Consider the following 26,391-nt stretch of genomic DNA (forward strand, 5'->3'; position numbering starts at 1 on the left):
GTTTTCCTCAAGCCTTCTTGATCGCAGCCACGATCTTCTGCGCCGCATCGTCGAGATCATCAGCCGGGATGACGTTGAGCCCGGAATCGCGAATGATCTGCTTGCCTTCCTCGACATTGGTGCCCTCGAGACGCACCACCAGCGGAACCTCGAGGCCGACCGCCTTGACCGCGGCGATGACGCCGCGCGCGATGACGTCGCACTTCATGATGCCGCCGAAGATGTTGACCAGGATGCCCTTCACCTTCGGGTCGGCGGTGATGATCTTGAAGGCCGCGGTCACCTTCTCTTCGGAAGCGCCGCCGCCGACATCGAGGAAGTTCGCAGGGCTCTCCCCATAGAGCTGGATGATGTCGAGCGTCGCCATGGCGAGGCCGGCGCCGTTGACCATGCAGCCGATCGTGCCGTCGAGCGCGATATAGGCGAGGTCATACTTGGAAGCCTCGATCTCCTTCGGGTCCTCCTCGGTCTCGTCGCGCAGCTCCATCAGCTCGGGATGACGGTAGAGCGAGTTCGAGTCGAACGAGACCTTGGCGTCGAGGCACTTGATCTGCCCCTGCGTCGTGACGATCAGCGGGTTGATCTCGAGCATCGCCATGTCCTTGGCGACGAAGGCGGCATAGATCTGGTTGAGCACGGTGCCCGCCTGCTTGGCGAGGTCGCCGGACAGGCCCAGCGCCTTGGCGACGGTGCGGCCATGATGCGGCATGATGCCGGTCGCCGGGTCGACCGAGAAGGTCAGGATCTTCTCGGGCGTGTCATGGGCGACCGCCTCGATGTCCATGCCGCCCTCGGTCGAAACCACGAAGGCGACGCGCGAGGTCTCGCGGTCGACCAGCGCCGAGAGATAGAACTCCTTGGCGATGTCCGAGCCGTCCTCGATATAGAGGCGGTTGACCTGCTTGCCTGCTTCGCCGGTCTGCGCGGTCACCAGCGTGTTGCCGAGCATTTCCTTGGCATGGGCCTCGACCTCTTCGACCGACTTGGCGAGGCGCACGCCGCCCTTGGCGTCAGCCGGCAGTTCCTTGAACTTGCCCTTGCCGCGGCCACCGGCATGGATCTGGCTCTTCACCACATAGAGCGGGCCGGGCAGCTTCTTGGCCGCCGCGACGGCTTCCGCCACGGTGAGCGCCGGGAAGCCGGCGGAGACGGGCGCGCCGAACTCCTTGAGGACCGCCTTGCCCTGATATTCGTGGATGTTCATGCCTGATGTCCTGTCTGGAAGGGGTCGATGGCAAAGATGGCGGGCGAGGAAGGCCGAGAGGCGGGCGGCAGGGCGAGCCTGTCATCCGCCATTCGCGGCCTCGCCGCCGGCTCTATCTCACGCCAGTGACGAATCGATGGTCTTGCAGGCGTCGATGAGGCCCTGCACGGACGCGATCGACTTCGCCAGCATCTCCTTCTCGGCGACGTTGAGACGGATCTTGACGACGCGCTCGACGCCCTTGGCGCCGATCACCACCGGCACGCCGACGAACATGTCCTTGACGCCATACTGGCCCTTGAGCGCGGCGGCGGCCGGCAGGACACGCTTCTGATCCTTGAGATAGCTCTCGGCCATTGCGATCGCCGAGGCGGCCGGGGCGTAGAAGGCCGAGCCGGTCTTCAGCAGGTTGACGATCTCGCCGCCGCCCTTGCGGGTGCGCTCGACGATGGCGTCGAGACGCTCCTGCGTCGTCCACTTCATCTTGACGAGGTCGGGCAGCGGGATGCCGGCGACGCCGGAATAGCGGACCAGCGGCACCATGTCGTCGCCATGACCGCCGAGCACGAAGGCCGAGACGTCCTTGACCGAGACCTTGAACTCATCGGCGAGGAAGTGGCGGAAGCGGGCGGAATCGAGCACGCCGGCCATGCCGCAGATCATGTTGGGCTTGACGCCCGAGAACTTCTGCAGGGCCCAGACCATCGCGTCGAGCGGGTTGGTGATGCAGATCACGAAGGCCTTGGGGGCGTAGGTCTTGATGCCCTCGCCGACCGACTTCATCACCTTGAGGTTGATGCCGATCAGGTCGTCGCGGCTCATGCCGGGCTTGCGCGGCACGCCGGCGGTGACGATCACCACATCGGCGCCCTTGATGTCCTCATAGCTGTTGGTGCCCTTGTAGCCGGCATCGAAGCCGTCGACCGGGGCGGATTCGGCAATGTCGAGACCCTTGCCCTGCGGCGTGCCTTCGGCGATGTCGAACAGGACGACGTCACCGAGCTCCTTCAGGCCGGCGAGGTGAGCCAAGGTGCCGCCGATCTGTCCGGCGCCGATGAGGGCGATCTTCTTGCGGGCCATTGCCTAGTCCTTGTCTTTGGATACGTGAACCGGAAATCGAGGGTTCTTTGGCCCAACCGGGCTTTACGCTCAACCCTCGTCGAATTATGGCAAATCCGTGAATTTCGGCGCCAAAATCAACCATTTCGGGCCGAATAGCAAAGGAAATCAACAAATTACCGTGCCAGGGCGGGAACGACCCCTCGATACGACCGGAGAACAATACAATGACATTTTACAAAAAATGTCATTTTTCTCTGATTTTAGATCACGCCGGTCGCCAGAGTCCGCAGCACGACCCTGATCAGCGTCGCCAGCCGCGCATCGACCGAAGCCTGCGGCACATCGCCTTCCAGTTCAAGCGCCGCCGGATGGATGAAACGATGGGTCGCGTCGATCACGAAGGCGATCGCCCGGTCGCGGTCGCGCGGCTCGAAGGCGCCGGCGGCGATGCCTTCGTCGATCACCCGGTCGAACAGGGCGCGGACCCGGGACCGGTTGCGCCGGCTGATGGCATGGCGCTTCGCCACCGCCTGCGACAAGGCTGCGAAGAGATGAGGATCCTCGTGCAGCAGGTCGCGATTGGCCTTGGCCAGCGCCAGGATCAGCCGTTCGAGCTTGTCATCGGCCGGATCGGGACCATCGGCGATGTCGGCGAGGCGCCGCTCCGTCGCCTTGAGCCAGGCATCGACGACCGCATCGATCAGCGCCGTCTTCGACGGGAAGTAGCGATAGACGTTGGCATGGGTCATGCCCGCCTCCTCCGCCACCGCCACGACGGTGAAGCGGCGCAGGCCGTGCAGGCGCAGATGCTCGCTGGCGACCGAGAGGATACGGGTCTCGCTCGGCTCGCGCGTGCCCATGCCTAGGTTTCCACCAACCCTGTCGTCTCGCCGCTGGCGGCGGAATCGGCACGGCCATGCGGCAAGGCGAGATATTCCTCCGAGCGCATCTCGATCAGCCGCGAGACGGTGCGGTCGAACTCGAACGCCTCGCGTCCCGAACGCGCGACATAAAGCCCGGTCGGCTCGGCCGCCGCCGAGGCGACGAGCTTCACATGGCTCTCATAGAGCGTGTCGATCAGAATGATGAAACGCTTCGCCTCATTGCGCCGGTCCATGTCCATCACCGGGATGTCGTCGAGCACCAGCGTATGGAAATCCTGGGCCAGAGCGAGATAGTCGGAAGCGCCATAGGCCTGCGCGCAGAGATCGGAAAAGCTCGCCCGCGCCACCCCGGCCGCCGCCTGCGGCAGCCTGAGCTCGTGCCCCTTGATCGCGATCGTCGCGGGCACGCCCCGGGCGACGCCGGACAGGCGCGCGAAGGCCGTGTCGAGCGCGGCTCGCGCCGCCGCATCGGCCGGGACGTGATAGGTCGGTGCGCCGCCGAGCTTCTCGAGCCGGAAGTCGGTGCGTGCGTCGAGCCGGATGACCTCGACCTTGCCTTGCAGCAGGGCGATGAAGGGCAGGAACAGCGCCCGGTTGAGCCCGTTCTCATAAAGCCGGGACGGCTCGACATTCGAGGTCGCGACCACGACGACGCCCGCGGCGAAGAGCGCCGTGAACAGCCGGCCGAGGATCATCGCATCGGCGATGTCGGTGACGGTGAACTCGTCGAAGCAGAGCAGCGTCGCCTCGGCGGCGAGCGCGGCGGCGACCGGGCCGATCGGGTCGGCCTCCTTGACCTTGCCGGCTTTCAGATCCTGGCGATAGGCATGGATACGCTCATGCACATCGGCCATGAAGGCATGGAAATGCACGCGCCGGCGCGAGGCCAGCGGCATCGCCTCGTAGAACATGTCCATCAGCATGGTCTTGCCGCGCCCGACGGAGCCCCAGATGTAGAGGCCCTTGACGCTCTCCGGCGGCGGCTGCTTGCGGCCGAACAGCCAGCCGAGCGCGCTGCTCTTCCTGGCAAGCTGACGGCTGGCGAGCGTCTCGGTCAGCGCCTGCAGGCGCTTGACCACGGCGACTTGCGCCGGATCGCGTTCGATCGCGCCGGTTGCGACAAGGGCGGCATAGCGTTCGGGAAGGGTAGCGGACATGACCTGGAGGCAAGGGACGAGGCGCCTGAGGGTTATTGCAGGCCAGCCCCGCCCGCAAGCGCCGGCCGGCAATGGCCCGGAGACGGCGACGGCGCGGCCTGATCGGCGATTGCACCGGACAGATTTGCCGCGCGCTGGCGTATGATTGGAGAAAACCTGTCCAAATATCGCAGCGTTAGCGGTAATTTGCCGCAATCCGCGCTCTTGCAATTGGCGCTCGCGAGCGCATTTTGAAGACCGAGTTAGGGAAGAATACGCCTCCTGGTCGGCAGCGTGTCACAGCGCTTTATCAGGAGCTGCAATTGAATCGTTCGATGAAACCTGGCGCGAAAGCCAGGCACGGCGAGGTCAGGCGTCTCTGGCCCACCGAGCGCGACCTCTTCACCGCCCATCTTCTGCGCCTCGATGCCGCCTCGCGACGCGAGCGCTTCGGCACGGCGGTCAACGACGAATTCCTCACCGACTACGCCGAGAGCACCTTCGGCATCGGCGGGCTGGTCTATGCCTATGTCGAGGCCGGCGAAGTCCGTGGCGCCGCCGAACTGCGCGGGCTTGAGGAACTCGTCGTCCAGACTGGTGAAGCCGCCTTCAGCGTCGAAAGGGACTGGCGTCGGCGCGGCATCGGCGCGGCGCTGTTCGGGCACCTGATCACCGCGGCCCGCAATCGCGGCATCCGGACGCTCTACATGACCTATCTCCCCGAGAACATCGCGATGCGCAATCTCGCCCGCAAGTTCGAGGCCGAGCTGATCTCGGGTTACAATGACGTCGAATGCCGGATCGCCACCGGCGCCCCGACGCCGTTCACCTTGCTCGACGAGGCGCTCAACCATGCGCAGGGCTTCGCGGCGATGTCGCTCGCCTTGCAGCGCAAGCTCTGGCAGCCGGCGCTTTTCAGCACATCCGGCGGGCCTCACTGAAAGCCGGACGCGATCGCCGGACTTCCGCCGGCGATCCGCCTCTCGGTGAAAGCAGCGGCTTCGTCCGGGAAGCGAAGCCGCTTCCCGGTTCGACACTCAGCGATTGAGCGAGAGCGCCGCCCCCGATTTGGTGACGGCGCCGTTCATTGCGCCGCCGCCGGAGACGCGCAGCCGCGCCACCACCGAGCCGCCGCGCTGGTAGAGATAGACCTCCCCGTCCCGGTAATCCCAGGCATTGACCTGCTGCAATTCGCGGTTGGAGCAGCCATTGGCGCTGGCGCGGTAGAGGTCGAGCGAGGGCGCGCTCGAGAGCTGCACCCGGCAGGAGCCTCCTGTCGCCTCCTGCGCCGTCCAGCTGCCGACGACGGCATCCCGCGAGGCGCCGGGGCTGCGAGCCGGTGCCGGCGCTGGGTTGGGATTGGCGTTGGCGACCTGTCCGCGCAGCTGCGGCGCCTCGGTCACGCGCTCGACCGGCTGCTGGCCTTGCGGCGCGGCCTGGGGGTCGAAGAACGGATCACTCGGCGGCGGCAGGCCGCTACCCCCGGCCGGGGGCGCGGAGGCGACGGGGTAGCCGCCCGGCGGCGGCAGCGGCTCGGACATCACCGGCGCCGAGGAGATCGGCGGCGCGGATTGGAGCGGCTCGCTATAGACCGGCGCGCGCGCCGGACCCGAGCCCGGGCCGGAAAAGCGCTGCGAACCGGCACAGGCCGCCAGCCCGAGCAGCGGAACGAGGCCAGCCAGCCGCAGCAGACGCGTCGCAGGAAGATAGTTCAGCTTCATCTTCATCATCTCAATCGCGCGGCCGGCGGCGCCATCGCCGGGCCGACCTCCCCTGCATTGTGAATGCGGCGCCTGAACACGCCATGACCAAGTTCAAGGCGGTAAATGCAGCTCAGGTCAAGCGATCCCGCCATTTCGCCGACCGGTGCGGCATGGCAGAACCGGCTGTAGTCGACAAACGGGACCACAAGATGAAGCCGCTCACCCCCGCCGCGATTCGCCCACCCTTCGCCCGCTACAGCCATGGCGTCGAGCTGCCGGCCGGGCAGCGGCTGGTGTTCTGCTCCGGCCAGCTCGGCATCGCCGCCGACGGCACGATCCCCGAGAGCCCGCGCGACCAGGCCGATCTCTGCTTTGCCAACATCGCCGCGATCCTCGGCGAGGCCGGAATGACCCTGGCGAACATCGTCCGGGTCAACGCCTACGTCACCGATCGCGCCCATATGAAAGGCTATATGGAATCGCGCGACGCCCATGTCGGCACGCCGCCGCCGGCCTCGACGCTGATGATCGTCTCCGGCTTCACCTTGCCGGAGTTCAAGGTCGAGATCGAAGTCGTCGCCGCCGCACCGGAAAAGCGGCGCAAGACGGCGCGCAGCACCAGCGCGCCGAAGTTCTGACGGCCGCGGGCCGGGCTCAGGCCGGCTCAGGCGCCCGCCAGGGATAGGTCCAGGTCTCGGTCAGCGCCTTGTCGCCGGAACGCAGGAAGGCGCGCAGATCGGCGAGCTGGCCGGGCTCGACCACAATGTCGAAGAAGGCGCGGAACCCCTCGGTCTTGCGGTTCGGCACGATGAAGGCGCGCACGATCCGCCCGTTCGAGATCGAGGGCACGATCTCGACCTTTTCCGGCTGGTTGAGATGGAAGGCGAGATCGCCGCCGGAGAAGTCGATGATGAAGCGCCGCGCCCCGTCCGGCACCGGCTCACCCGAGCCCAGCGCCTTGGGCCGCGCCTGGTAGGTGTTGATCGCCCGCCCGCCCGGATGCAGCTCGTCGGCATCGAGCATGGCTGAGAGCTTGTAGCGGAAGCTGAATTCGCGACCGGGCTCGATCGGGTTCTTCGGCGCCCAGAGCGCGACCACATTGTCGTTGGTCTCGTCGGTGGTCGGCAGCTCGATCAGCTCGACATGTCCCTCGCCCCACTCGCCTTCCGGCTCAATCCAGTAGGAGGGCCGCAGCTCATAGGCGAGGTCGAGATCCTGGTAGTGCTCGAAGACGCGGTCGCGCTGGATCAGGCCGAAGCCGCGGACATTGCGCTCGACGAAATAGGACGAGGCCTGCTCGCGCGGATTGCGCAGCGGCCGCCAGATCCACTCGCCGCTGCCGGAATGGATCATCAGCCCGTCGGAATCGTGCAGTTCGCTGCGGAAATCGTCGTGGAAACGCCGGTCATTCTCGCCGGTGAAGAACATCGAGGTCAGCGGCGCCAGCCCGAGCCGCTCGATCTTGCGGCGTGCGAACAGGGTCGCCGAGACATCGATCACACTGTCCTGGCCGGGATAGATGTTGAAGCGATAGGCGCCGGTCGCCGAAGGCGAATCGAGCAGGGCGTAGACCGTGATGCGCTCGGCATTCGCCGCCGGCGACTCGACCCAGAACTCGCGGAAGACCGGGAACTCCTCGCCATCGCGCACGCCGGCGCCGATCGAGAGCCCGCGCGCCGAGAGCCCATAGCGCTGACCACGGCCGAGCAGGCGGAAATAGCTCGCGCCGATGAAGGAGATCAGCTCGTCGAAAACGCGTGGATCGTTCAGCGGATAATGCAGCCGGAAACCGGCGAAGCCGAGATTGACCGGCAGCGGTTTCTCGAACTTGGTGCGGCCATAATCGAAGAGATTGGTGGCATAGGGCACCGGCGTCGGTACGCCCTCGCGGATGACGTTCACCGTCACCGGGCGCGTGAACAGGAAGCCGGGATGGAACATCTGCAGGCGGAAACCTGAATTGGTCTGCGCCAGCAGTGAACGCTCGGGCCGGAAGCGGATCTCGCGCCAGGCGTCGAAATCGAGCCGCGTCAGCGCCTCCGGCAGGCTCGGCCCCGCCTCATAGGGCGCGATCGAAATCTCGCGGGCGCGGCGCACCACCTCCTCGAAGCCGAATCGCGGCTGCGGCGGCGACGCCTCGGGCTGCTGGGCCAGCAATGCCTGCGGCGCGGCCGCGGCGCACAGGGCGGCGCTCAGCCCGGCCAGAACCCGGCGGCGGTCGGTCACGATCATGGCGAAAGCTCGTCCCAGTCTCATCGCGCGGCGAAGGCGCATTCCGGCAATGACTTAGGGGATGAAATGGGGCCGGTCTAGGGCGTCGGCGAGGCCGGAAGGCACCCGCATCACGGCCGCGGCCATAGCGGCGGCGCATCCCTCGCCGCGTTCGCCAAAAAAACCGCGTCCGGGCGTAAGAAAAAACTTGAAGCCGGAGCCACCCATCCGTATATCGGCCTTACCCAATTCGCACGTGCCTGTGGCCGCGTGCCGGTCGGTGGGCATCCGGACAAGAGGCCGGACAGCCGCCAGGGATGGGAAACGGATGGAGGGGGATGGATATCCCCTCAAATCACGCTCCCGGTCCTCGCAAGAGGGCCGCTCCCGAACAGCGACTGGCAGCCGGAGGCGAAACCGGCGAACCCCGAATCTCCACGGGGGACGCAGCTTAAAGCAACGACGGAGCGGGCTTTTTTGGTCTCGTTGACCCTCCAAAGGTCAACACCGAAGAGGCTTGTCCTTCATTGCCGGCCGTGCGGGGATAAATCTCCCAATCGACGGTGTTTTCGGGTCCGGACGTGACGTCCGCTGTCCTTGGCGTCTCCATCGCGCCTCGGATCGCGAACGTTTCAACCGGCTACACGTCGTATCGGCGCCGCTTGCGCCGAAGAGGAGTCGCGCCGATGACCGAGCGCATCCGTGCATTTCTGCGTGACCGCCGTGAGGATGGTCCCTGCGTCGTGATCGACCTCGAGGTCGTGCGCGAGAACTATGTCGCCTTCTCCCGGGCGCTGCCGGACACCCGCGTCTTCTACGCGGTCAAGGCGAACCCGGCGCCGGAAGTGCTGCGCCTGCTGGCCAAGCTCGGCTCCTGCTTCGATTGCGCCTCGGTCGTCGAGATCGAGCTCGCGCTCTCGGCCGGCGCCACGGCGGACCGCATCTCCTTCGGCAACACCATCAAGAAGGAGCGCGACATCGCCCGTGCGATGGAGCTCGGCGTGCGCCTCTTCGCCGTCGACTGCATCGCCGAGACCGACAAGATCGCCCGCGCCGCCAAGGCGACCGGCACGCAGGATGCGAACATCTTCTGCCGCATCCTCTGCGACGGTGCCGGCGCCGACTGGCCGCTCTCGCGCAAGTTCGGCTGCGTGCCCGAAATGGCCGCGGACGTGCTCGAGCACGGCCATCGCAACGGGCTCGTCGCCTATGGCATCTCGTTCCATGTCGGCTCGCAGCAGGCGAATGTGCACGCTTGGGATTCCGCCCTGGCCTCGGCCTCGGCGGTGTTCAAGGAGTGCGCCACCCGCGGCATCTCGCTGTCGATGGTCAATCTCGGCGGCGGCTTCCCGGCGCGCTATCTGCGTCCGATCCCGGGCGTTCCGGCCTATGGTGATGCGATCTTCCAGGCGCTGTCGAAGCATTTCGGCAACCGCCTGCCGGAGACCATCATCGAGCCGGGCCGGGGCATGGTCGGCGAAGCTGGCATGATCGAGGCCGAGGTCGTCCTGATCTCGAAGAAGAGCGAGGACGACCAGGTTCGCTGGGTCTATCTCGACATCGGCAAGTTCAACGGGCTGGCCGAGACGATGGACGAGGCGATCCGCTATCCGATCCGTACGGAGCGTGACGGCGACGCCACGGTGCCTTGCGTGCTGGCCGGCCCGACCTGCGACTCGGTCGACGTGCTCTACGAGAAGACGCCCTATATGCTGCCCTTCTCGCTCGAGATCGGCGACAAGGTGCTGATCGAGGGCACGGGCGCCTATACGACGACCTATTCGGCCGTCGCCTTCAACGGCTTCCCGCCGCTGAAGCAGTACGTCATCTGACGCGGAGCATGTTCCGCAAAAGTGGCTGCCACTTTTGCGATCAGAACATGCTCAACTCTAGCAAGCGCGAATTCTTCTCGTCCGGCTGAAATCAGCCGGACGGAAAGCGCGCCGGGGTCGGCCTCGCCGCCCCTTGTGGATCGGGTCCGGCGAAGCGCCCTGCCAGGATCGGCAGGCCGCCCGGGAAACCGGGCGGAGCGCTTGCGCCTCCAGAATGGAGGGCGCAAGCGTGGCTCCCGCCGGACCCAATTTCCCCATTTCCTGACGTAGAAGCCGCGTTCGCGCGGCGCCGGGAAGGTCCGCGGAGGCGCGGGCGCTCCGGCCGGAGGTGCCCCATGATCACGATTCGCGAGGAAATCGCCGCCGATGTCGCGGCCCGCGAGCTCCTGCTCGATCGCTGCTTCGGCGAGCGCCGCACAGCCAAGTCGAGCGAGCGCTTGCGCGAAGGCCGGCTGCCGGCCGCGGGCCTGGCGCTCACCGCCGAGCGCGACGGCGCCCTCGTCGCGACCGTGCGTCTCTGGCATGTCGAGGCCGATGGCCGGCAGGCCCTGCTGCTCGGCCCGCTCGCGGTCGCCCCTGAACTGCATGGCGAAGGCCTCGGCGGCATGATGATGCGCGAGGCGATCTCCCGCGCCGCGCGTCACGGCCACGACGCCATCCTGCTCGTCGGCGACGCGCCCTATTACCAGCGCTTCGGCTTCTCGGCCGCGCCGATGGCCGAACTCGCCATGCCCGGCCCGGTCGAGCGCGAGCGCTTCCTCGGCCTCGAACTGCGCGACGGCGCCCTCGCCGGCGCCAGTGGCGTGCTCAAGCCCACCGGCAGGCTCGTCGCGACCGAGGGAACGGATGGTCTCCGACGTCGCGCCGCCTGAAACCGGGGAGCCGCAATCCTCGTCGACGGGCAGGCCATAGGCCTGCCCGTTTTCGTTTGGGATCGGCCCTCCCGGACGTTTCCGGTCAGGCTTCATCCGGCCGTCACCTCGATGCGCGAGCAGTGACGCGCCGGCCCCCGGAAACCGAAGCCAACCGCCTGCAAAAGCGGGGTTTTTGCCACTCAGCATTGACGTGAACGCCCCAACCCCATACGAGCCACGCTTGGCTCGAAACCTGACCCAGGAGTTGAAAAGAATGACGAATTGGCCCGTACACGGCGAGATCAGCGGCCCGATCGTGATGATCGGTTTCGGTTCGATCGGCCGCGGGACGCTGCCGCTGATCGAGCGGCATTTCAAATTCGACAAGAGCCGCTTCGTGGTGATCGCACCCGACGACGACAACCGGGCCCTGCTGGACGAACGCGGCATCCGCTTCATCCAGGAAGCCGTGACGATCGACAATTACAAGACCATGCTCGAGCCCCTGCTGACCACGGGTGGCGGCCAGGGCTTTTGCGTCAACCTGTCCTGCGACACCGGCTCGCGCGACCTGATGGAATTCTGCTCCAGCCTCGGTGCCCTCTATATCGACACGGTCAACGAGCCCTGGCTCGGCTTCTATTTCGATGAGAGCAAGGGCCCGGCCGAGCGCTCGAACTACGCGCTGCGCGAGATGACGCTCGCCGCCAAGCGCGCCCGCGCGCCCGGCGCGACGACCTCCGTCTCCTGCTGCGGCGCCAATCCCGGCATGGCCTCCTGGCTGGCCAAGAAGGCCCTGCTCAACCTCGCCTCCGATCTGCGCCTGAACCTGCCCGAGCCGACCACGCGCGAGGAATGGGCCGCGCTGATGCAACATGCCGGCGTCAAGGGCATTCATATCGCCGAGCGCGACACGCAGCGCTCGCGCAATCCCAAGCCGCCGGGCGTCTTCGTCAACACCTGGTCGGTCGAAGGTTTCATCGCCGAAGCCGTGCAGCCCTCCGAGCTGGGCTGGGGCACCCATGAGCGCTGGATGCCTGACAACGCCCATACGCACGAAACCGGGTCGCAGGCCGCGATCTATCTGATGCAGGCCGGCGCCGAGACCAAGGTCCGGAGCTGGTGCCCGACGCCCGGCCCGCAATACGGCTTCCTCGTCACGCATAACGAGGCGATCTCGATCTCCGACTACTTCACCGTGCGCGACGACAGCGGCAAGGCGATCTATCGGCCGACCTGCCACTACGCCTATCACCCGGCCAATGACGCGGTGCTCTCGCTGCACGAAATGTTCGGCAATGCCGGCCGCGCCCAGACCGAGCACCACATCCTCGAGGAGAACGAGGTCGTCGACGGCATCGACGAGCTCGGCGTGCTGCTCTACGGCCACGCCAAGGGCGCCTACTGGTTCGGCTCGCAGCTCTCGACCGAGGAGGCGCGCAAGCTCGCCCCGTATCAGACCGCGACCGGCCTGCAGGTGACCTCGTCGGTGCTCGCCGGCATGGTCTGGGCGCTGGAAAACCCGAATGCGGGCATCGTCGAGGTCGAGGAGATGGACGTCAATCGCTGCCTCGAGATCCAGCGGCCCTATCTTGGACCTCTCGCCGGCTACTACACCGACTGGACCCCGCTCGACGGCCGCCCGGGCCTGTTCCCGGAAGACATCGACACGTCCGATCCCTGGCAGTTCCGCAACATCCTGGTGCGCTGACGATGCAGGCACGTCATGCTCGGGCGACCCCAGGGAGACCCGAGACGACCGGGTCAAACCCGGCCATGACGTGGAAAAGCAAAAAGGCCCGCCTTCCGGCGGGCCTTTCTCGTTCGGGAGCCTTGCGCCGCTTCAGAAGCCCGGCGTCGAGAAGCTGTTGGCGAAGGGGTTGCGGCCAGCGCCGATGCGCGGTGGCAAGGTGCCTTCGCCATAGAGGTCGCCAGCAGCCGAATAGACCGGGCTGGCGATGATGTTCTGGGTCGCGTAGCGGTTCATGCTACCGACCGCGACGACGTTGCCGGCGTCGAAATAGCTGCGCTTCTGCACGGTGATGCGCAGCGGCCGCCGCTCCTGCGCTTCGGTAAGCGAGACGGCGACGGTCGTGGCCGCGAGCGAGATGGCGAGGCCGGCGGCAAAACGCGAAAGCGAACGCATGGAAGTCTCCTGGAGCGACAACTTCCGTCAACGGCGGAAGCCTGATCGATGGGAACAGGATACAAGTACTGAGTTAATGCTTTTGCCGCGCCTTACCAGAGGTAAGGCGACATAACGAGGCCATTACCTTGCGGCGCCTTGCCTTCCGGCGCCGGTTTTCAGGGCCGGCGCCTTTGCCTCGGCATCGGCGCCCTTGCGTCCGCCCGCAGCCGTACGCGGCACCGAGCAGCCCGGCCTGCGCTGCGGCTCGGCCTTCGCGAAGACGGCCCGCAACCCGGGATCGTCGCCGGCGCTGAGCAGCTCGACCCGGTCCAGCAGACAGGCGAGCTGCGTCCGGTCGACCGGCCTGGTCTCGCCGCCGCACAACCAGCCGGAGAAGGAAAGATGCGCCGCCCCGTCGAGATGACGGAAGCCGATGCAGGCGCGGCCGGCGCTGCCATCGCTCAGGCCGATATCGGCGGTCTCGACCGTGCCGAATTTGGTTTCGATCAGCGTCGTGGTGTCGCTGCGGCCGACGGAGAGCCCACGCGCCGCGCTCTCGCGCACCAGCGTGATCACGAAAGGCTGCGACAGCCCCACCGCAGCGCCCTGCTCCGCGGCCTCGCGATTGGCCTGGAACTTGAGTGCCAGGAAGGGTTGCCCGTCGCCGAACTCGCCAAAGCTCAGCATGTCCTCGCGCCGCCCCCCATCCTGGCTGCGCCGCGCCTCGTAGCCGGCACGCTTGCCGATCTCCGGCGCGTCCAGCCCGAACATCGCGATCGGCCGTGCGACATGGATCCAGCCTTCCTCGCCGAAGGCAGCGGGAACCGCCTGGATCCGGACATCGCGGATCGCCGGCGCGGCCACCGGCTCGGCCGGCACCACGCTCGACAGGCTCGGCAGCGCCTCCTCCGGCGTGCCGGAGGAAAGCCCGGCGACCAGCGTCGCGGTCAAGCCGATGCCGGTGGCCGCCGCGACGCCGCGCCAGAGCAGGCCGCCGGTCAGGCCCGCGCCGCCGGCACGCAACAGCCGCCCGCCTGTCCGGACCACGGCAGCGAAGCCGGCTTCGAGCGCGTCCGCAAGATCGATCAGCCGCGCGACCGGATCGACCCGTCTTGCCGGCACGCGACCGGTATCACCGGCCGGCGCCGGTCTCTGCAGGCGCGGCAGCGCGTTCCGCAGCCACGCGCGAACAACTGTCTTGATATCCCCGGACACGGCACGAACCCGACAATCTGCGGTCACCGGCAGCCGCGACGCCGCCCGTTTCCGCTCCTCACCCGCTGGGTAGATTCGGCAGGCTCCGTCAGCGGCCCGTTACCGATGGCAGGAGATCGCGAAACAGGGTCAACGCCGGGTAAGCAGGCAGGGTTAACGCGGATCGGGCGGTTGCCCGGCAGCGCGCCAATTGACTTTTCGCTGGCGGCGGTGTTTGGGAAGCCGGCTGGAAGCTGCTATCCTTCCGGCCTCGCGATGATGCTCAGCTCTGGATTGGCTCTGTGACCTTCCGTCCGACGACGAAATGCACGACCAAAACGGCGACCGGGAAAACCCGGACGCTGCGCTGACGCTTCGCCTCGATTCCGGGTTCTCCCCCCCGGCCGGGGTCAAAGGCCGGAACCGCGCTCGAACTGCGCGGCGAGGGCCTCCCGGGGAGGATGAACCGGTTTCGCCAGAAGGAATTCCAGCATGAGCTTCAAGGTCGCGGTAGTCGGCGCCACGGGCAATGTGGGCCATGAGATGCTCGACATCCTCGCCGAGCGGGCTTTCCCCGTCAGCGAGGTCGTGGCGCTCGCCTCGCAGCGTTCGGTCGGCACCGAGGTCTCCTTCGGCGACAAGAAGCTGAAGGTGAAGGCGCTCGAGCATTACGACTTCTCAGACACCGACATCTGCCTGATGTCGGCCGGCGGCGCCGTGTCCAAGGAATGGTCGCCGAAGATCGGCGCGCAGGGCTGCGTCGTCATCGACAACTCCTCGACCTGGCGCATGCACCCCGACGTGCCGCTGGTCGTGCCGGAGGTCAACGCCGCTGCGGCCGCCGGCTTCAGCAAGATGAACATCATCGCCAATCCGAACTGCTCGACCGCGCAGCTCGTCGTGGCGCTGAAGCCGCTGCATGAGCGCTTCGGCATCAAGCGCGTCGTCGTCTCGACCTATCAGTCGGTCTCCGGCGCCGGCAAGGAGGCGATGGACGAGCTCTTCAACCAGACCCGTGCCGTGTTCTCGGCCGGCGAGGTCGCGGCCAAGAAGTTCCCCAAGCGCATCGCCTTCAACCTCATCCCGCAGATCGACGTCTTCATGGAAGACGGCTTCACCAAGGAAGAGTGGAAGATGATGGCGGAGACCAAGAAGATCCTCGATCCGAAGATCAAGCTGACCGCCACCTGCGTGCGCGTGCCGGTCTTCATCGCTCATTCCGAGAGCGTCAACATCGAGTGCGAGAAGCCGGTCACCGCCGAGGAGGCGCGCGAGATCCTGCGCACCGCCCCGGGCATCCTCGTCATCGACAAGCACGAGCCCGGTGGCTACATCACCCCGCATGAGGCGGCCGGCGAGGACGCGACCTATATCTCGCGCATCCGCGAGGACAACACCGTCGAGAACGGTCTCGCCTTCTGGTGCGTGTCCGACAATCTGCGCAAGGGCGCAGCCCTGAACACGGTCCAGATCGCCGAGGTTCTGGTCAACCGCAAGCTGATCCAGCCGCGCAAGCGGGCGGCCTAAGGCCGTCTGCCAGAGACAGCGCGTTGCGACACCTCCCATCGCGACGCGCTGGATCGCACCGGGCTCAAGCGGCCATCTTCCGGCAGCTCTCGGCACAGGCTCGGCACGCCTTGACGCACTCCTCCATATTACCGACCCGCTCGCAGTCGCGGGCACAATCCTCGCAGATCTCGGCGCATTTCGCGCAGAGATCGCGATGATGCGGCGTGCCGAGCAGCATCAGATGCGCCGCGCTGCGACAGACCTCTGAACAGGCCAGCATCAGCCGGATATGAGCCGGCTTCGTATGCTCCCGGCCGAGTTCGAGGCAATGCGAGGACGCCATGTCGAGGCAGATGCGGTAGCAACGCAGGCAGTGGTCGATGCAAACCTGCATGCCGGAACTCGTATGCATAAGCAGTCTCCTTGCTGAGAAAGGGCTATCCCCTACCCAGGCAAGTCCTTCGGCCTGCCGCGGTTCCCTGCTGCAACATGATGTAACAATCGCGCAGGTCGACGGGCGCCCTAGCTCGCGCGCCGGGCATGCCCGCCTTTCCCTCTTAGCGCGACCATCCCACGGCGAACCTGCTAGGGTCCCTGAACTTCCCTGGTGCAGCAGCGGCCGGCTTGCGACAATCTCCTTCCCCTGACATGCAGCCCGTTCAAGGCGGGCAGCCTCCGTCTCCGCGCCGCGAGAACTCGCTGCGCGGCATCGGTCTCGTGCTGCTCGGCGGCGCCTTCCTGTCCAGTGCCGACGCCGTCTCGAAGCTGATGGCCGAGACCGTGCCGCCGCTGCAGATCACCTGGCTGCGCTATGCCGCCTTCGCCGTGATCATGCTCGCCATCGCCCTGCCCGGCGGTCGGCCGATGCTGGTCCCAAATCGCCTTCGCCTGCAATTGCTGCGCGGCGTCGCCGTCACCGTCTCCTCGATCCTGTTCGTCTCGAGCCTGAAATACCTGCCCATCGCCGACGCCACGGCGACGAGCTTCATCTCGCCGCTCTTCGTCACCGCGCTTTCGATCCCGCTGCTCGGCGAGAAGATCGGCTGGCGGCGCTGGACGGCGACGATCATCGGGCTGATCGGCGTTCTGATCGTCGTGCGCCCGGGCGGCGCCGGCTTCCAGCTCGCCGCTCTGCTGCCGATGCTCTCCGCCTCGGCCTGGGCCTTCGCGCTGATTTTCACCAGGATGATGAGCGCGACCGAGAACCCGGTGACCACCCTGACCTGGTCGGCGATCATCGGCTTCCTGCTGCTCAGCCTGCTGCAGCCCTTCGACTGGCAGCCGCTGACGGCGCAGGCGATCTGGCTCGGCGTCTTCGTCGGCGTGGCCTCGACCATCGGCCACTGGTTCGTGATCCTGGCGTTCCGGCATGCCGATGCCTCGCTGCTCGCGCCCTTCGCCTATTTGCAGCTGCTCTGGGCCTCGATCTTCGGCTTCCTGATGTTCGCCGTTCTGCCGGACCGCTTCACCTGGCTCGGTGCGGTCATCATCACGGGCTCCGGCCTCTATATCGCCCATCGCGAACGCCTGCGCGCCCGCGGCCCGCTAAGCCGCGGCTGAGCGCGGGACGGAGAGCCGGGCCTACCCCGGCTTCCTGACCCCATACTGCGCCAGGAACATCGTCACGGCCGAACCGACCACCCGGGCGATCTCCTCGTCATCCGGCGGCACGGGCACGGCGTTGAAGAGTCGTGGACGCGTCAGCGTCGACTGGCAGAGATCGATGAACTGTGCGGCTGCGAGCCCGGCATCCGCAATGGCGAGTTCGCCGACCTCGACGCGCCGCTGCAGGAAAGCGGCGAGACGCCGCGTCCCCTGCATCGGGCCGCGCTCGAAAAACTCCCGGCCGAGTTCCGGCATGCGCTCGGCGACGCCGAGTACGATGCGCTGGGCGCTGAGCGCAAAACCGCCAGTGATCAGCCTGACCAGTCTTTCACCGAAGCTTGCCAGCGCATGGGCGAGATCGGGGTCATCCGCCAGCGCCTCGTAGATGCCCTGCTTCTGCTTTTCGCGCTCGCGCTCGATCAGCGCGATGAACAGATGCTCCTTGTCCTGGAAATAGACATAGAGCGTGCCCTTCGAGACATTCGCCGCCGCGGCGATGTCGCTCATGCTGGCGGCGTCGAAGCCGCGCGCCGTGAAGACCGCATGCGCGCCTTCCAGGATCTGATGACGTTTGTCGGGGTCAGCGCCGGCGACCCGCCTGTTGCGCGAGCGTGGTTTAACATGGGTTTCCGGGCCGGCAGTCATCGCGTTCCATCCATGGCGCATTTCGCGCCTGCGAAATAATCGAACCATGCAGTTCGATTTTCCCTTGATATGCCTCTTTCCTGGCGCTATCTCAAGCCCTAATCGAACCGATCGGTTCGAATTGAAATCGTCAGGGCAACACATGTCGGCCGACACCCTCATCGAGAAGCACGCCGAACCCCGTCGCGACCGACTGAAGCTGGTCGATGCCCGGCTGGAGACGGCGCAGCCGCCTTCCGAGGCCCGCAAGCCCGAGGAAGCGACGCCGGGTAGCGAGCAGAGCGCAGCCAGGCCCCCAGCCGGCCGCAAGCCGGTCAAGCGCATGGCGCTGATCCTCGTCGCCGGGACCGTGCTCGCCGCCGGCGGCTGGTTCGGGCTCGACTGGTGGCGCAATGGCCGCTTCATCGTCTCGACCGACGACGCCTATGTCGGGGCGGAGATGGCGACGATCTCGACCAAGCTCGCGGCCAATGTCGCGACCGTCTCCGTGACCCGGAACCAGGAGGTCAAGGCCGGCGACCCGCTGGTCGGCCTCGACGATGGCGACCAGCGCATCGCCCTCGAAAGTGCGCAGGCGAAGAGCGCCACCGCTGCCGCCACCCTCTCCCGCATCGACGCCCAGACCGAGGCGGCTCGGGCCAGCCTGCTGCAGGCACAGGCACAGGCGACCTCGGCCGAGGCGGCGGTGACCCGCAGCCTCGCGGATTTCGAGCGCGCCAACAGCCTCGCCGCCAAGTCCTATGGCTCGCAGGCGACCCTCGACGCCGCCACCGCCGCACGCGACCAGGCCGCCGCCGCGCTCGCCAGCGCCCAGGCCGGCGTCGCCCAGGCCAAGGCCAATATCGAAGTGCTGCAGGCGCAGCGCATCGAGGCCGCCCGCCAGGCCGACGAGCTCAAGGTCGCAGAGGAAAAGGCGGCGCGCGACCTCTCCTTCACCAGGATCACCGCCCCGATCGACGGCCTCGTCGCCAACACCAATGTCCAGCTCGGCGACCTCGTCAGCGCCGGCAAGCGGCTGATGTCGATCGTTCCGCTCGACCAGGTCTATGTCGACGCCAACTTCAAGGAGACCCAGGTCGGCCCGCTGAAGATCGGCGACAAGGCGACGATCACCGTCGACGCCCTGCCCGGCCAGGTTTTCCAGGGCACGGTCAGCGGCATCGCCGGGGGCACCGGCTCGGTGTTCTCGCTGCTGCCGGCCGACAATGCGACCGGCAATTTCACCAAGATCGTCCAGCGCGTGCCGGTGCGGATCGCGCTGGCGCCCGAGGCGATCGCCCGCCACACGCTGCGGCCGGGCATGTCGGTGGTGGTCTCGATCGATCCGCGACCGCAGGCGCACTGAGCCGGCCAGCCCGCGAGCCCTCATCCTGAGGAGCCGTCCCGTAAGGGACGGCGTCGCGAAGGCTGTTCCAGCGCCCCCTGGAACCATCCCTCGCGCCGCGGCTGACGCCGCTCCTCAGGAAGAGGGCTGCGCAAACAAGAAGCCAGGGAGGCCTTGATGGCCACCGCGACCCTTGCCAGCCCCGCCGGTACCCCGCCGGCCTCCGACGCCATTCCGGCGAGGCGGATCTTCGCCTTCCTCGCCATGGTCTTCGGCATGTTCATGGCGATCCTGGACATCCAGATCGTCTCGGCCTCGCTCGCCGAGATCCAGGCCGGGCTCTCGGCCTCGGCCGACGAGATCGCCTGGGTCCAGACCGCCTATCTGATCGCCGAAGTGATCATGATCCCCTTGTCCGGCTATCTCAGCCGGGCGCTGTCCACCCGCGTCTTCTTCACCATCGCCGCCGCCGGTTTCACCGTCGCAAGCGTGCTCTGCGCGATGTCGACCTCGATCAACGAGATGATCCTGTGGCGCGCCGTGCAGGGCTTCATCGGCGGCGGCATGATCCCCGGCGTCTTCGCCGCCGCCTTCACCATCTTCCCGGCCTCCAAACGGCCGATCGTCTCGCCGCTGATCGGCCTGATCGCGACGCTCGCCCCGACCATCGGCCCGACCATCGGCGGCTATCTCAGCCATGCCTTCTCCTGGCACTGGCTCTTCCTGATCAATGTCGTGCCCGGCATCGGCGTCTCGATCGCCGCCTGGACGCTGATCGACTTCGACAAGCCCGACCATTCCCTGCTCAAGCGCTTCGACTGGCTCGGCCTCGCCAGCATGGCCGCCTTCCTCGGCAGCCTCGAATACGTGCTGGAGGAAGGCACCAGGCTCGACTGGTTCCAGAGTCATGAGATCGTCTTCTTCACCGGGCTGATGCTCGTCGGCTGCGTGCTGTTCTTCTGGCGGGCGCTGACGCGCGACGATCCGCTGGTCGACCTCTACGCCTTCCAGAACCGCAACTTCGCCTTCGGTTCGCTGTTCTCCTTCACCATGGGCATCGGCCTCTACGGGCTGACCTATCTCTACCCCGTCTATCTCGGGCGCATCCGCGGCTATGACGCGCTGATGATCGGCGAGACCATGTTCGTCACCGGCCTCGCCATGTTCCTGACCGCGCCGATCGCCGGGCGCCTCTCGGCCAAGCTCGACCCGCGCATCATGATGATGATCGGCTTCGGCGGCTTCGCGCTCGGCACCTGGCTCGCCTCCTTCGTCACCGCCGACTGGGATTTCAACGAGCTGCTCGTGCCGCAGATCCTGCGCGGCTGCTCGCTGATGCTGTGCATGGTGCCGATCAACAACCTCGCGCTCGGCACCTTGCCGCCGCAGCAGCTCAAGAACGCCTCAGGGCTCTATAATCTGACCCGCAATCTCGGCGGCGCCGTCGGCCTGGCCCTGATCAACACCTTCCTCAACAGCCGCACAGACCTGCACATCGCCCGGCTGCACGAGGCGGTCGCCGCCGGCCGGCAGGTGGCGGAGGAGAACCTCGCCATGCTGACCCAGCGCTTCGCCGATTATGGCGACGCGGCCGAGTCGATGGCGCTCGCATTGATGAACCAGCGCGCCCACAAGCAGGCGCTGGTCATGGCCTTCGGCGACATCTTCCTGGCCCTGACCTTCGTCTTCGCCACCCTTGTCGTGCTCGCTCTCTTCATGCGCAAGCCGGGTCAGGCCGCGCCGGACGGAGCTGGCCACTGAGGCCCGCCACGGCTCCGGCCTGCACTGCGGACAATCCCCTGATGCGACTTGCCGCAGGGCACAAGGAATTGACACGGAGCGAGAGAGAAGGCAAAAATATCAATAATATCAGTAGTTTAGACTTTTTCTAAACTACAGGACGCGAGAACTGCGAGTCTGGAAGGCGTTTCATGAGCATTGTGTCCCTGAAGAATGGCGCGGCGACGCGCAGTCAGGCCGACCAGATCCCGTGGCCGCAGAAGGTCCCGGCGGCCTGCCCGATCAGCGCCGTGAAATCGCGCCTGCGCAGCGTCGGGCTGCGGCCGACGCGCCAGCGCATGGCGCTTGGCTGGCTGCTCTTCGCCAAGGGCGACCGCCATGTCAGCGCCGAGATGCTCTATGAGGAGGCGCTGCGCGCCCGCGAGCCCTTGTCGCTGGCGACCGTCTACAACACGCTGCGGCAATTCTCCGAGGCCGGGCTGCTGCGCCAGGTTTCGGTCTCCGGGCCGAAGACCTTCTTCGACACCAATGTCTCCGAGCACCACCACTTCTACAATGAGGACGACGAGACGGTCGTCGACATTCCCGGCTCGGAGATCCAGGTCAGCGGCCTGCCGGTGGCGCCGGAGGGCATGGTGGTGTCCTCGGTGGAGGTCATCGTCCGCCTGCGCCGCGCCGACGGCAAGGAGAACGTCGCCAAGCTCGCAGGGGGCGGCCGGGCGTGATCGTCTGCTCCTGTAACGTCCTGTCCTGCCGGCAGATCAAGAGTACCATCGCCTCGGACGGCTCGGGGCCGAAGACGGCAGGTGAGGCCTATGACTGCCTCGGCTGCAGCCCGGATTGCGGCCGCTGCGCCCGCGCGGTGCGCAGCCTGCTGGCCGAGGCGCGTGCCGCCTGCGCCAGCCAGTGCAGCAGCTGCGCCAGCCGCGAGATCGACTGCGCGGTGCACGTCTCCGTCGGCCTGATGCTGGCCGAAATCGAGACCGCCGGCGAGCGTGAAGCTGCCTGAGCCTCGGCTTGGCAGCTGCGTACTATCGAGCCGGATTCTGCGCTTCCCTTTTGAGAATGCCCGACCTACATTAGGATCATTCTAATGTGGGCATTGCGAGGGAAGCTGCCATGAAGGGCGACAAGAAGGTTATCGAGTACCTCAACAAGGGCCTGCGTTCCGAGCTCACGGCCATCAACCAGTACTGGCTGCACTACCGGATCCTCGACAATTGGGGTCTGAAGAACATGGCCAAGACCTGGAAGAAGGAATCGATCGAGGAGATGGTCCATGCCGACCGCTTCGTCGACCGCATCCTTTTCCTCGAAGGCTTCCCCAACATGCAGACGCTCGACCCGCTGCGGATCGGCGAGAACGTCAAGGAAGTCATCGAATGCGATCTCAAAGCCGAGATCGAGGCCCGCGCGCTCTATCAGGAAGCGGCGACCTATTGCCGTGAGGTCCAGGATTATCCGTCCGAAGAGCTGTTCAAGGCGCTGATGAAGGATGAGGAAGGCCATATCGACTTCCTCGAGACCCAGCTCGAGCTGATCGGCCGCATCGGCCTCGAACTCTACACCCAGAAGCATGTCGGCGGCCTCGAGGGCGACGACCACTGAACGCGCGTCATGCCAGCATTGCAAGGACTGGCGATATCAGGAGCCGGCCCCGTTCCGCGGGCCGGCTCTTTCGTTTGACGGACGGGCCTCATAGCAGCCGAAGGAAGGCGCCATGACGGGTATGATCGTCGCAGTCGGCCGGGACGAGCGGCACCGTTTCAGCAAGCCGGCGCTCCCCGCCATCCGCCTGCTCGCCGGGCTCGGTGTCGAAGGCGACGCCCATTGCGGCGTCACGGTGAAGCACCGCTCCCGCGTCGCCGCAGACCCGACCCAGCCCAATCTCAGGCAGGTCCACCTGCTTCACGCCGAACTCTTCGACGAGCTCGGGGTGGCCGGCTTCGCCCTGAAGCCAGGCGACATGGGCGAGAACCTGACGACACGCGGCATCGACCTGCTCGGACTGCCCACCGGGACCCGGCTGCAGCTCGGCGACGATGCGTTGGTCGAGATCACCGGACTGCGCAACCCTTGCGCCCAGATCGAGGCCTTCCGGCCCGGCCTGCTCAAGGCCGTGCTCGGCCGCGACGCGAAGGGAGCCCTGATTCGCAAGGCGGGCATCATGGGGATCGTGCTGAAAGGCGGCGAGGTCAGGCCGGGCGATCCTGTCGCGCTGATGCTCCCCGCCCCGCCCCACCGGGCACTCGAAAGTGTTTGAGGCGGCGCGCCTCTCGGCACGCCGCCCCGAAAACCTCGCCGGAAACGCGGCAGCGCTCAGACGTAGCTGACGTTCGCCGCTTCCGGGCCCTTCTTGCCGGCGCGGATCGAGAAGCGCACGCGCTGCCCGTCCATCGGCGGCTGCAAGCCGCTGCGGCTCAGCGAGCTGACATGCAGGAAGACGTCAGCGCCACCCTGGTCGGGGGCGATGAAGCCGAAGCCGCGATCGGCGTTGAAGAACTTCACGGAACCGTCGAAGGGCCCCTCCATCGGCGCGCTCGCGCCACGGTCATAGCCACCGGCGCCGCCACGGTCGTAACCGCCGCCGCCATAGCCGCCGCGATCATAGCCGACACCGCCGCCACGATCGTAGCCGCCGCCACCACCGCCATAGCCACCGCCGAAATCATCGCGCGGGGGGCGCGGCGAGAACGGGCGGGCACCGCCGCGCGGAGCGGCCGGGGTCGCGGTCGAGGCGTCGATCTCGTGGACCGCGACGACCTGCAGGCCGCGCCGCCCCTCGCCGAGATCGGCGATGATGGTGGCGCCGGGCTGGAGATCCTGCGCGTCGAGCGGACCGATGGCCGAGACGTGGACGAAGACATCGCCCGAGCCGTCCGACGGAGAAGCGAAGCCGAAGCCCTTCTCCGGGTCGAACCACTTGATCTTGGCCTCGATGTTTTCGTGCGTGACGAAGGGAGCGGGGGCAGCGGGCTTGCGTCGATCGAACATGAAACTTCAGGTGAATTGTGACCGGGAGGCGGCAATCTAGCGCATGCCGGCCGTTTCGTCATCGGGTCCGCGCAGCAAAATTATCGAGCCCGCCGACCATTGTCGCCGGCACCTCGTTGCCTGCCCGCCTGCTCTTTCCCCAAGGGCAGAAAGCCGGCTTCTATCGCGAATCTCTAGCCCGGTCCCAAGGGAGAAGGCGCTGCTTCGGCAGGAAACGCTCTTTCGACCGGCCTCGCAAGCCAAGCCGACACAAGGCCGTGCACGAAATCGTAAGCCGGAGCCGCTTTTCCGCGCCGCCCTTCAGTCGCAGCGTATGCTCTGGACCTTCTTCGGCATCTCGCCGAGTGCCGGGATGAACTGCCCGGTCTGCGGGTCGAGCAGCATCAGCGTGCCGGTCGCGACCGCGAAATAGGCGCCATGCAGATGCAGGCGGCCCTTCTCCTCGAGGATCTTGATGCAGGGGAAGGTCCGCAGATTGTCGAGCGATTGCTGGACCGAGGCCAGCGCCAGCCGCTCGACATAGCCTGCGAAATCCTCGTTGCGGCCGCGGCCGCCGGAGCGCCGGGCGGCCGGCTCGATCAAGGTGATCCACTTGCCGATGAAGTCGCCCGGCGAAAGCGGCCCCTGCGCATCGTCGGCAAAGGCGCGGATGCCGCCGCAGCGACCATGACCGAGCACAACGATGTGCTCGACCTTGAGCGCCTGCACCCCATATTCGAGCGCCGCCGAGGTTCCGTGCAGCTGATCGTCGGGCGAGAAGGGCGGCACCAGATTGGCGACGTTGCGGACGACGAACATCTCGCCGGGGCTGGCGTCGAAGATCACCTCCGGCGAGACGCGCGAATCGCAGCAGCCGATCAGCATGATCTTCGGCGTCTGGCCGGTTTCGGCGAGCTGCTCGTATCGGCTCTGCTCGCGCACGAAACGGTCGTCGAGGAAGGCGCGATAGCCTTCGGTCAGGCGCTCGGGGAAGTGCGGCGATGAAGCTGGGTCCATGCCCTAGTTGGGACAGGAGCCGAGCGCCTTCGTCAAGAGCCGATTCGCAGGTTTCTACTGCAACGCAGCATCAAATCTCGCAAAACCGCTTCTGCAATCGTGCCGCCAGCACCGCCCCGTCGCCTTGAACGAGGATACGCTTCAGGCGCGCGCTCGCGCCTGCGGTCAGCGACAGCTGCGAACGGGAGATGGCAAGTTCCTTGGCAAGGAGCGCGACCAGCGCCGTATTAGCCTCGCCTTCGCTCGGTGCCGCCCTGACCCGCGCCTTCAATACTTGCCGGCCATCGGCCAGCGTCTCGACCCCATCGAGACTGTCGCGTCCGCCGCGCGGCGTCAGACGGATCGCGATCGCAAGCCCATCCGGCACGATGGACCAGGCGGCCATGCGGCTAGAAAACGTTGGGATAGATGTAGCGGGTGATCACGCTCTGGATGAAGAAGATGCCGAGCAAGAGGATGATCGGCGAAATGTCGATGCCGCCGAGATTGGGCAGCATGTTGCGGATCGGCCGCAGCGCCGGCTCGGTGATGCGGTAGAGAAAATCCCAGACCGAGGAAACGAACTGGTTGCGCGTGTTGACGACGTTGAAGGCGATGAGCCAGCTGAGCACGGCGGAAGCGATCAGGATCCAGACATAGAGGTTCAGTGCCAGCATCACGACATCGAGAACGGAACGCATCAAAGGACCTCTCTGAAAACCGTCCGGCGCGCGGATCGCCCGCCCGAAGAATGTTCCTGTCGGAAGCGATTGACAGGAGCGCAACGCAGGGCCTAGAAGGCCAGCGCTTCGGGGCTGTAGCTCAGTTGGGAGAGCGCTGCAATCGCACTGCAGAGGTCAGGGGTTCGAATCCCCTCAGCTCCACCAAGCACTCTTAAGTGCTTGGTGCCCCGGAGAAAGCGTTTGATTTCAGCTGCTTGCCGTGCTTTTGGTCCTCATTGGTGGTCCACAACAGCATAGCGAGCCCTGATGGCACGTCGCCCTGAGCATCTTCTTTTGCGGGGAAATATCTGGTGGCTCCGGGTCCGTGTTCCGGACGAGTTGCGGTCGATCATCGGCAAGGTCGAGATCAGACGGTCGCTGAAAACATCTGACGCCACCGAAGCTAAGCGCCGCGTGAGGATCGAGCGGGTCAAGACTGAAGCTGAGTTCGACGATGCTCGCCGTGTTTTAGCCCAATCCCAAGCTAAAGGGCCTGGCAGTGGGAGGCCCGTCGACCTGACTGGCCTGCTGCCGGTTTCGTGGACGCTCAGTTAAGCTAATCCCACCTTCTTTTCGAACTCGACCGGGCTGATGTAGCCGATGGTCGAGTGCCTGCGAACGGCATTGTAGAAGCGCTCGATGTAATCGAACACGTCGGCACGGGCATCG

General features: G+C 66.3%; 29 protein-coding genes and 1 tRNA gene. 15 read left to right on the forward strand and 15 right to left on the reverse strand.

Annotated features, from left to right (window positions below; all coding sequences use genetic code 11):
- Window positions 1-7 precede the first annotated feature (7 nt).
- The 4 genes from sucC to zapE form a co-directional block, all read right to left on the reverse strand.
- Window positions 8-1,204 carry an ADP-forming succinate--CoA ligase subunit beta gene (gene sucC / locus J0J10_RS06725; RefSeq protein ID WP_291638087.1) on the reverse strand — a complete coding sequence of 399 codons (1,197 nt, stop codon included), beginning with the start codon at window positions 1,202-1,204 and terminating at the stop codon, window positions 8-10.
- Window positions 1,205-1,321: 117 nt separating this feature from the next.
- A complete protein-coding gene (mdh, locus tag J0J10_RS06730) occupies window positions 1,322-2,284 on the reverse strand; it encodes a malate dehydrogenase (protein ID WP_291645807.1) in 963 nt (320 codons plus the stop codon).
- A 242-nt stretch (window positions 2,285-2,526) separates the two neighbouring features.
- Complete coding sequence (locus tag J0J10_RS06735; RefSeq protein ID WP_291638089.1) at window positions 2,527-3,126, reverse strand: TetR/AcrR family transcriptional regulator; 600 nt, start codon at window positions 3,124-3,126, stop codon at window positions 2,527-2,529.
- A gap of 2 nt (window positions 3,127-3,128) precedes the next feature.
- Window positions 3,129-4,307, reverse strand: a complete 1,179-nt coding sequence (gene zapE, locus J0J10_RS06740; protein ID WP_291638090.1) for a cell division protein ZapE — start codon at window positions 4,305-4,307, stop codon at window positions 3,129-3,131.
- A 302-nt stretch (window positions 4,308-4,609) separates the two neighbouring features.
- Between zapE and J0J10_RS06745 the strand changes: the two genes are divergently transcribed.
- Complete coding sequence (locus J0J10_RS06745; RefSeq protein ID WP_291645808.1) at window positions 4,610-5,227, forward strand: GNAT family N-acetyltransferase; 618 nt, start codon at window positions 4,610-4,612, stop codon at window positions 5,225-5,227.
- 96 nt (window positions 5,228-5,323) lie between these two features.
- Here J0J10_RS06745 and J0J10_RS06750 read toward each other — a convergent pair whose 3' ends face one another.
- Entirely contained in the window at window positions 5,324-6,007 is a 684-nt protein-coding gene (locus J0J10_RS06750; RefSeq protein WP_291638092.1) for an AprI/Inh family metalloprotease inhibitor, read from the reverse strand.
- A gap of 191 nt (window positions 6,008-6,198) precedes the next feature.
- On the opposite strand from J0J10_RS06750, the gene J0J10_RS06755 reads away from it, so the two are divergent.
- The gene (locus J0J10_RS06755) at window positions 6,199-6,627 is read left to right on the forward strand and encodes a RidA family protein (RefSeq protein ID WP_291645810.1); all 429 of its coding nucleotides are present in this window, start codon (window positions 6,199-6,201) and stop codon (window positions 6,625-6,627) included.
- Window positions 6,628-6,643: 16 nt separating this feature from the next.
- On the opposite strand, the gene J0J10_RS06760 is transcribed toward J0J10_RS06755, so the two are convergent.
- A complete protein-coding gene (locus J0J10_RS06760) occupies window positions 6,644-8,221 on the reverse strand; it encodes an OpgD/OpgG family glucan biosynthesis protein (RefSeq protein ID WP_291645811.1) in 1,578 nt (525 codons plus the stop codon).
- Between the two features lie 665 nt (window positions 8,222-8,886).
- Between J0J10_RS06760 and J0J10_RS06765 the strand changes: the two genes are divergently transcribed.
- From J0J10_RS06765 to J0J10_RS06775, 3 genes are all read left to right on the forward strand, one after another.
- Complete coding sequence (locus tag J0J10_RS06765) at window positions 8,887-10,032, forward strand: type III PLP-dependent enzyme (RefSeq protein ID WP_291645812.1); 1,146 nt, start codon at window positions 8,887-8,889, stop codon at window positions 10,030-10,032.
- A 335-nt stretch (window positions 10,033-10,367) separates the two neighbouring features.
- Window positions 10,368-10,904 carry a GNAT family N-acetyltransferase gene (locus J0J10_RS06770; RefSeq protein ID WP_291638096.1) on the forward strand — a complete coding sequence of 179 codons (537 nt, stop codon included), beginning with the start codon at window positions 10,368-10,370 and terminating at the stop codon, window positions 10,902-10,904.
- 256 nt (window positions 10,905-11,160) lie between these two features.
- The gene (locus tag J0J10_RS06775) at window positions 11,161-12,597 is read left to right on the forward strand and encodes a homospermidine synthase (RefSeq protein ID WP_291645813.1); all 1,437 of its coding nucleotides are present in this window, start codon (window positions 11,161-11,163) and stop codon (window positions 12,595-12,597) included.
- Window positions 12,598-12,729: 132 nt separating this feature from the next.
- On the opposite strand, the gene J0J10_RS06780 is transcribed toward J0J10_RS06775, so the two are convergent.
- The gene (locus tag J0J10_RS06780; protein ID WP_291645814.1) at window positions 12,730-13,032 is read right to left on the reverse strand and encodes a hypothetical protein; all 303 of its coding nucleotides are present in this window, start codon (window positions 13,030-13,032) and stop codon (window positions 12,730-12,732) included.
- A 123-nt stretch (window positions 13,033-13,155) separates the two neighbouring features.
- Window positions 13,156-14,136 (reverse strand): hypothetical protein, encoded by a 981-nt coding sequence (locus J0J10_RS06785; RefSeq protein ID WP_291645815.1) that lies wholly within the window; start codon window positions 14,134-14,136, stop codon window positions 13,156-13,158.
- Between the two features lie 564 nt (window positions 14,137-14,700).
- Between J0J10_RS06785 and J0J10_RS06790 the strand changes: the two genes are divergently transcribed.
- Window positions 14,701-15,735: an aspartate-semialdehyde dehydrogenase gene (locus J0J10_RS06790; RefSeq protein WP_291638100.1), complete on the forward strand. Its 1,035-nt coding sequence runs from the start codon at window positions 14,701-14,703 to the stop codon at window positions 15,733-15,735.
- A gap of 64 nt (window positions 15,736-15,799) precedes the next feature.
- On the opposite strand, the gene J0J10_RS06795 is transcribed toward J0J10_RS06790, so the two are convergent.
- Window positions 15,800-16,129: a four-helix bundle copper-binding protein gene (locus J0J10_RS06795; RefSeq protein ID WP_291645816.1), complete on the reverse strand. Its 330-nt coding sequence runs from the start codon at window positions 16,127-16,129 to the stop codon at window positions 15,800-15,802.
- A gap of 236 nt (window positions 16,130-16,365) precedes the next feature.
- Between J0J10_RS06795 and J0J10_RS06800 the strand changes: the two genes are divergently transcribed.
- A complete protein-coding gene (locus J0J10_RS06800; protein WP_291645817.1) occupies window positions 16,366-17,277 on the forward strand; it encodes a DMT family transporter in 912 nt (303 codons plus the stop codon).
- A 21-nt stretch (window positions 17,278-17,298) separates the two neighbouring features.
- On the opposite strand, the gene J0J10_RS06805 is transcribed toward J0J10_RS06800, so the two are convergent.
- On the reverse strand, window positions 17,299-17,967 hold the full coding sequence (locus J0J10_RS06805) for a TetR/AcrR family transcriptional regulator (RefSeq protein ID WP_291645818.1): 669 nt from the start codon (window positions 17,965-17,967) through the stop codon (window positions 17,299-17,301).
- 142 nt (window positions 17,968-18,109) lie between these two features.
- Between J0J10_RS06805 and J0J10_RS06810 the strand changes: the two genes are divergently transcribed.
- The 6 genes from J0J10_RS06810 (at window position 18,110) to J0J10_RS06835 (ending at window position 23,294) form a co-directional block, all read left to right on the forward strand.
- Window positions 18,110-19,312 (forward strand): HlyD family secretion protein, encoded by a 1,203-nt coding sequence (locus J0J10_RS06810; protein WP_291645819.1) that lies wholly within the window; start codon window positions 18,110-18,112, stop codon window positions 19,310-19,312.
- Window positions 19,313-19,468: 156 nt separating this feature from the next.
- Window positions 19,469-21,052, forward strand: coding sequence for a DHA2 family efflux MFS transporter permease subunit (locus J0J10_RS06815; RefSeq protein ID WP_291645820.1), 1,584 nt, complete (start codon window positions 19,469-19,471; stop codon window positions 21,050-21,052).
- A 170-nt stretch (window positions 21,053-21,222) separates the two neighbouring features.
- Window positions 21,223-21,756, forward strand: coding sequence for an iron response transcriptional regulator IrrA (gene irrA, locus J0J10_RS06820; protein WP_291645821.1), 534 nt, complete (start codon window positions 21,223-21,225; stop codon window positions 21,754-21,756).
- A complete protein-coding gene (locus J0J10_RS06825; RefSeq protein ID WP_291645822.1) occupies window positions 21,753-22,040 on the forward strand; it encodes a (2Fe-2S)-binding protein in 288 nt (95 codons plus the stop codon). Before irrA ends, J0J10_RS06825 begins: the two co-directional genes overlap by 4 nt.
- 110 nt (window positions 22,041-22,150) lie before the next feature.
- Window positions 22,151-22,639 (forward strand): bacterioferritin, encoded by a 489-nt coding sequence (bfr, locus tag J0J10_RS06830; protein WP_291645823.1) that lies wholly within the window; start codon window positions 22,151-22,153, stop codon window positions 22,637-22,639.
- A gap of 112 nt (window positions 22,640-22,751) precedes the next feature.
- Complete coding sequence (locus tag J0J10_RS06835; protein WP_291645824.1) at window positions 22,752-23,294, forward strand: MOSC domain-containing protein; 543 nt, start codon at window positions 22,752-22,754, stop codon at window positions 23,292-23,294.
- A gap of 56 nt (window positions 23,295-23,350) precedes the next feature.
- Here the strand turns inward: J0J10_RS06835 and J0J10_RS06840 are convergent, their stop codons facing one another.
- The 4 genes from J0J10_RS06840 to J0J10_RS06855 form a co-directional block, all read right to left on the reverse strand.
- Window positions 23,351-24,025, reverse strand: a complete 675-nt coding sequence (locus J0J10_RS06840; protein ID WP_291645825.1) for a cold-shock protein — start codon at window positions 24,023-24,025, stop codon at window positions 23,351-23,353.
- A gap of 300 nt (window positions 24,026-24,325) precedes the next feature.
- A complete protein-coding gene (locus tag J0J10_RS06845) occupies window positions 24,326-25,021 on the reverse strand; it encodes a carbonic anhydrase (protein WP_291638110.1) in 696 nt (231 codons plus the stop codon).
- 70 nt (window positions 25,022-25,091) lie between these two features.
- Window positions 25,092-25,406: a DUF167 family protein gene (locus J0J10_RS06850; RefSeq protein WP_291645826.1), complete on the reverse strand. Its 315-nt coding sequence runs from the start codon at window positions 25,404-25,406 to the stop codon at window positions 25,092-25,094.
- 4 nt (window positions 25,407-25,410) lie between these two features.
- Window positions 25,411-25,701 carry a YggT family protein gene (locus J0J10_RS06855; RefSeq protein ID WP_291638112.1) on the reverse strand — a complete coding sequence of 97 codons (291 nt, stop codon included), beginning with the start codon at window positions 25,699-25,701 and terminating at the stop codon, window positions 25,411-25,413.
- A gap of 110 nt (window positions 25,702-25,811) precedes the next feature.
- Between J0J10_RS06855 and J0J10_RS06860 the strand changes: the two genes are divergently transcribed.
- Window positions 25,812-25,887: transfer RNA gene (locus tag J0J10_RS06860), tRNA-Ala, on the forward strand.
- A gap of 102 nt (window positions 25,888-25,989) precedes the next feature.
- Complete coding sequence (locus tag J0J10_RS27010) at window positions 25,990-26,277, forward strand: DUF6538 domain-containing protein (protein ID WP_366825012.1); 288 nt, start codon at window positions 25,990-25,992, stop codon at window positions 26,275-26,277.
- Here J0J10_RS27010 and J0J10_RS06865 read toward each other — a convergent pair.
- Window positions 26,274-26,391, reverse strand: a 118-nt coding sequence (locus tag J0J10_RS06865; protein ID WP_291398952.1) for an IS3 family transposase, incomplete at its 5' end; no start/stop codon positions are given. The two genes, J0J10_RS27010 and J0J10_RS06865, sit on opposite strands and share 4 nt — an antisense overlap.

This window comes from Allobosea sp. (genome assembly GCF_017308075.1).
Lineage (GTDB): Bacteria > Pseudomonadota > Alphaproteobacteria > Rhizobiales > Beijerinckiaceae > Allobosea.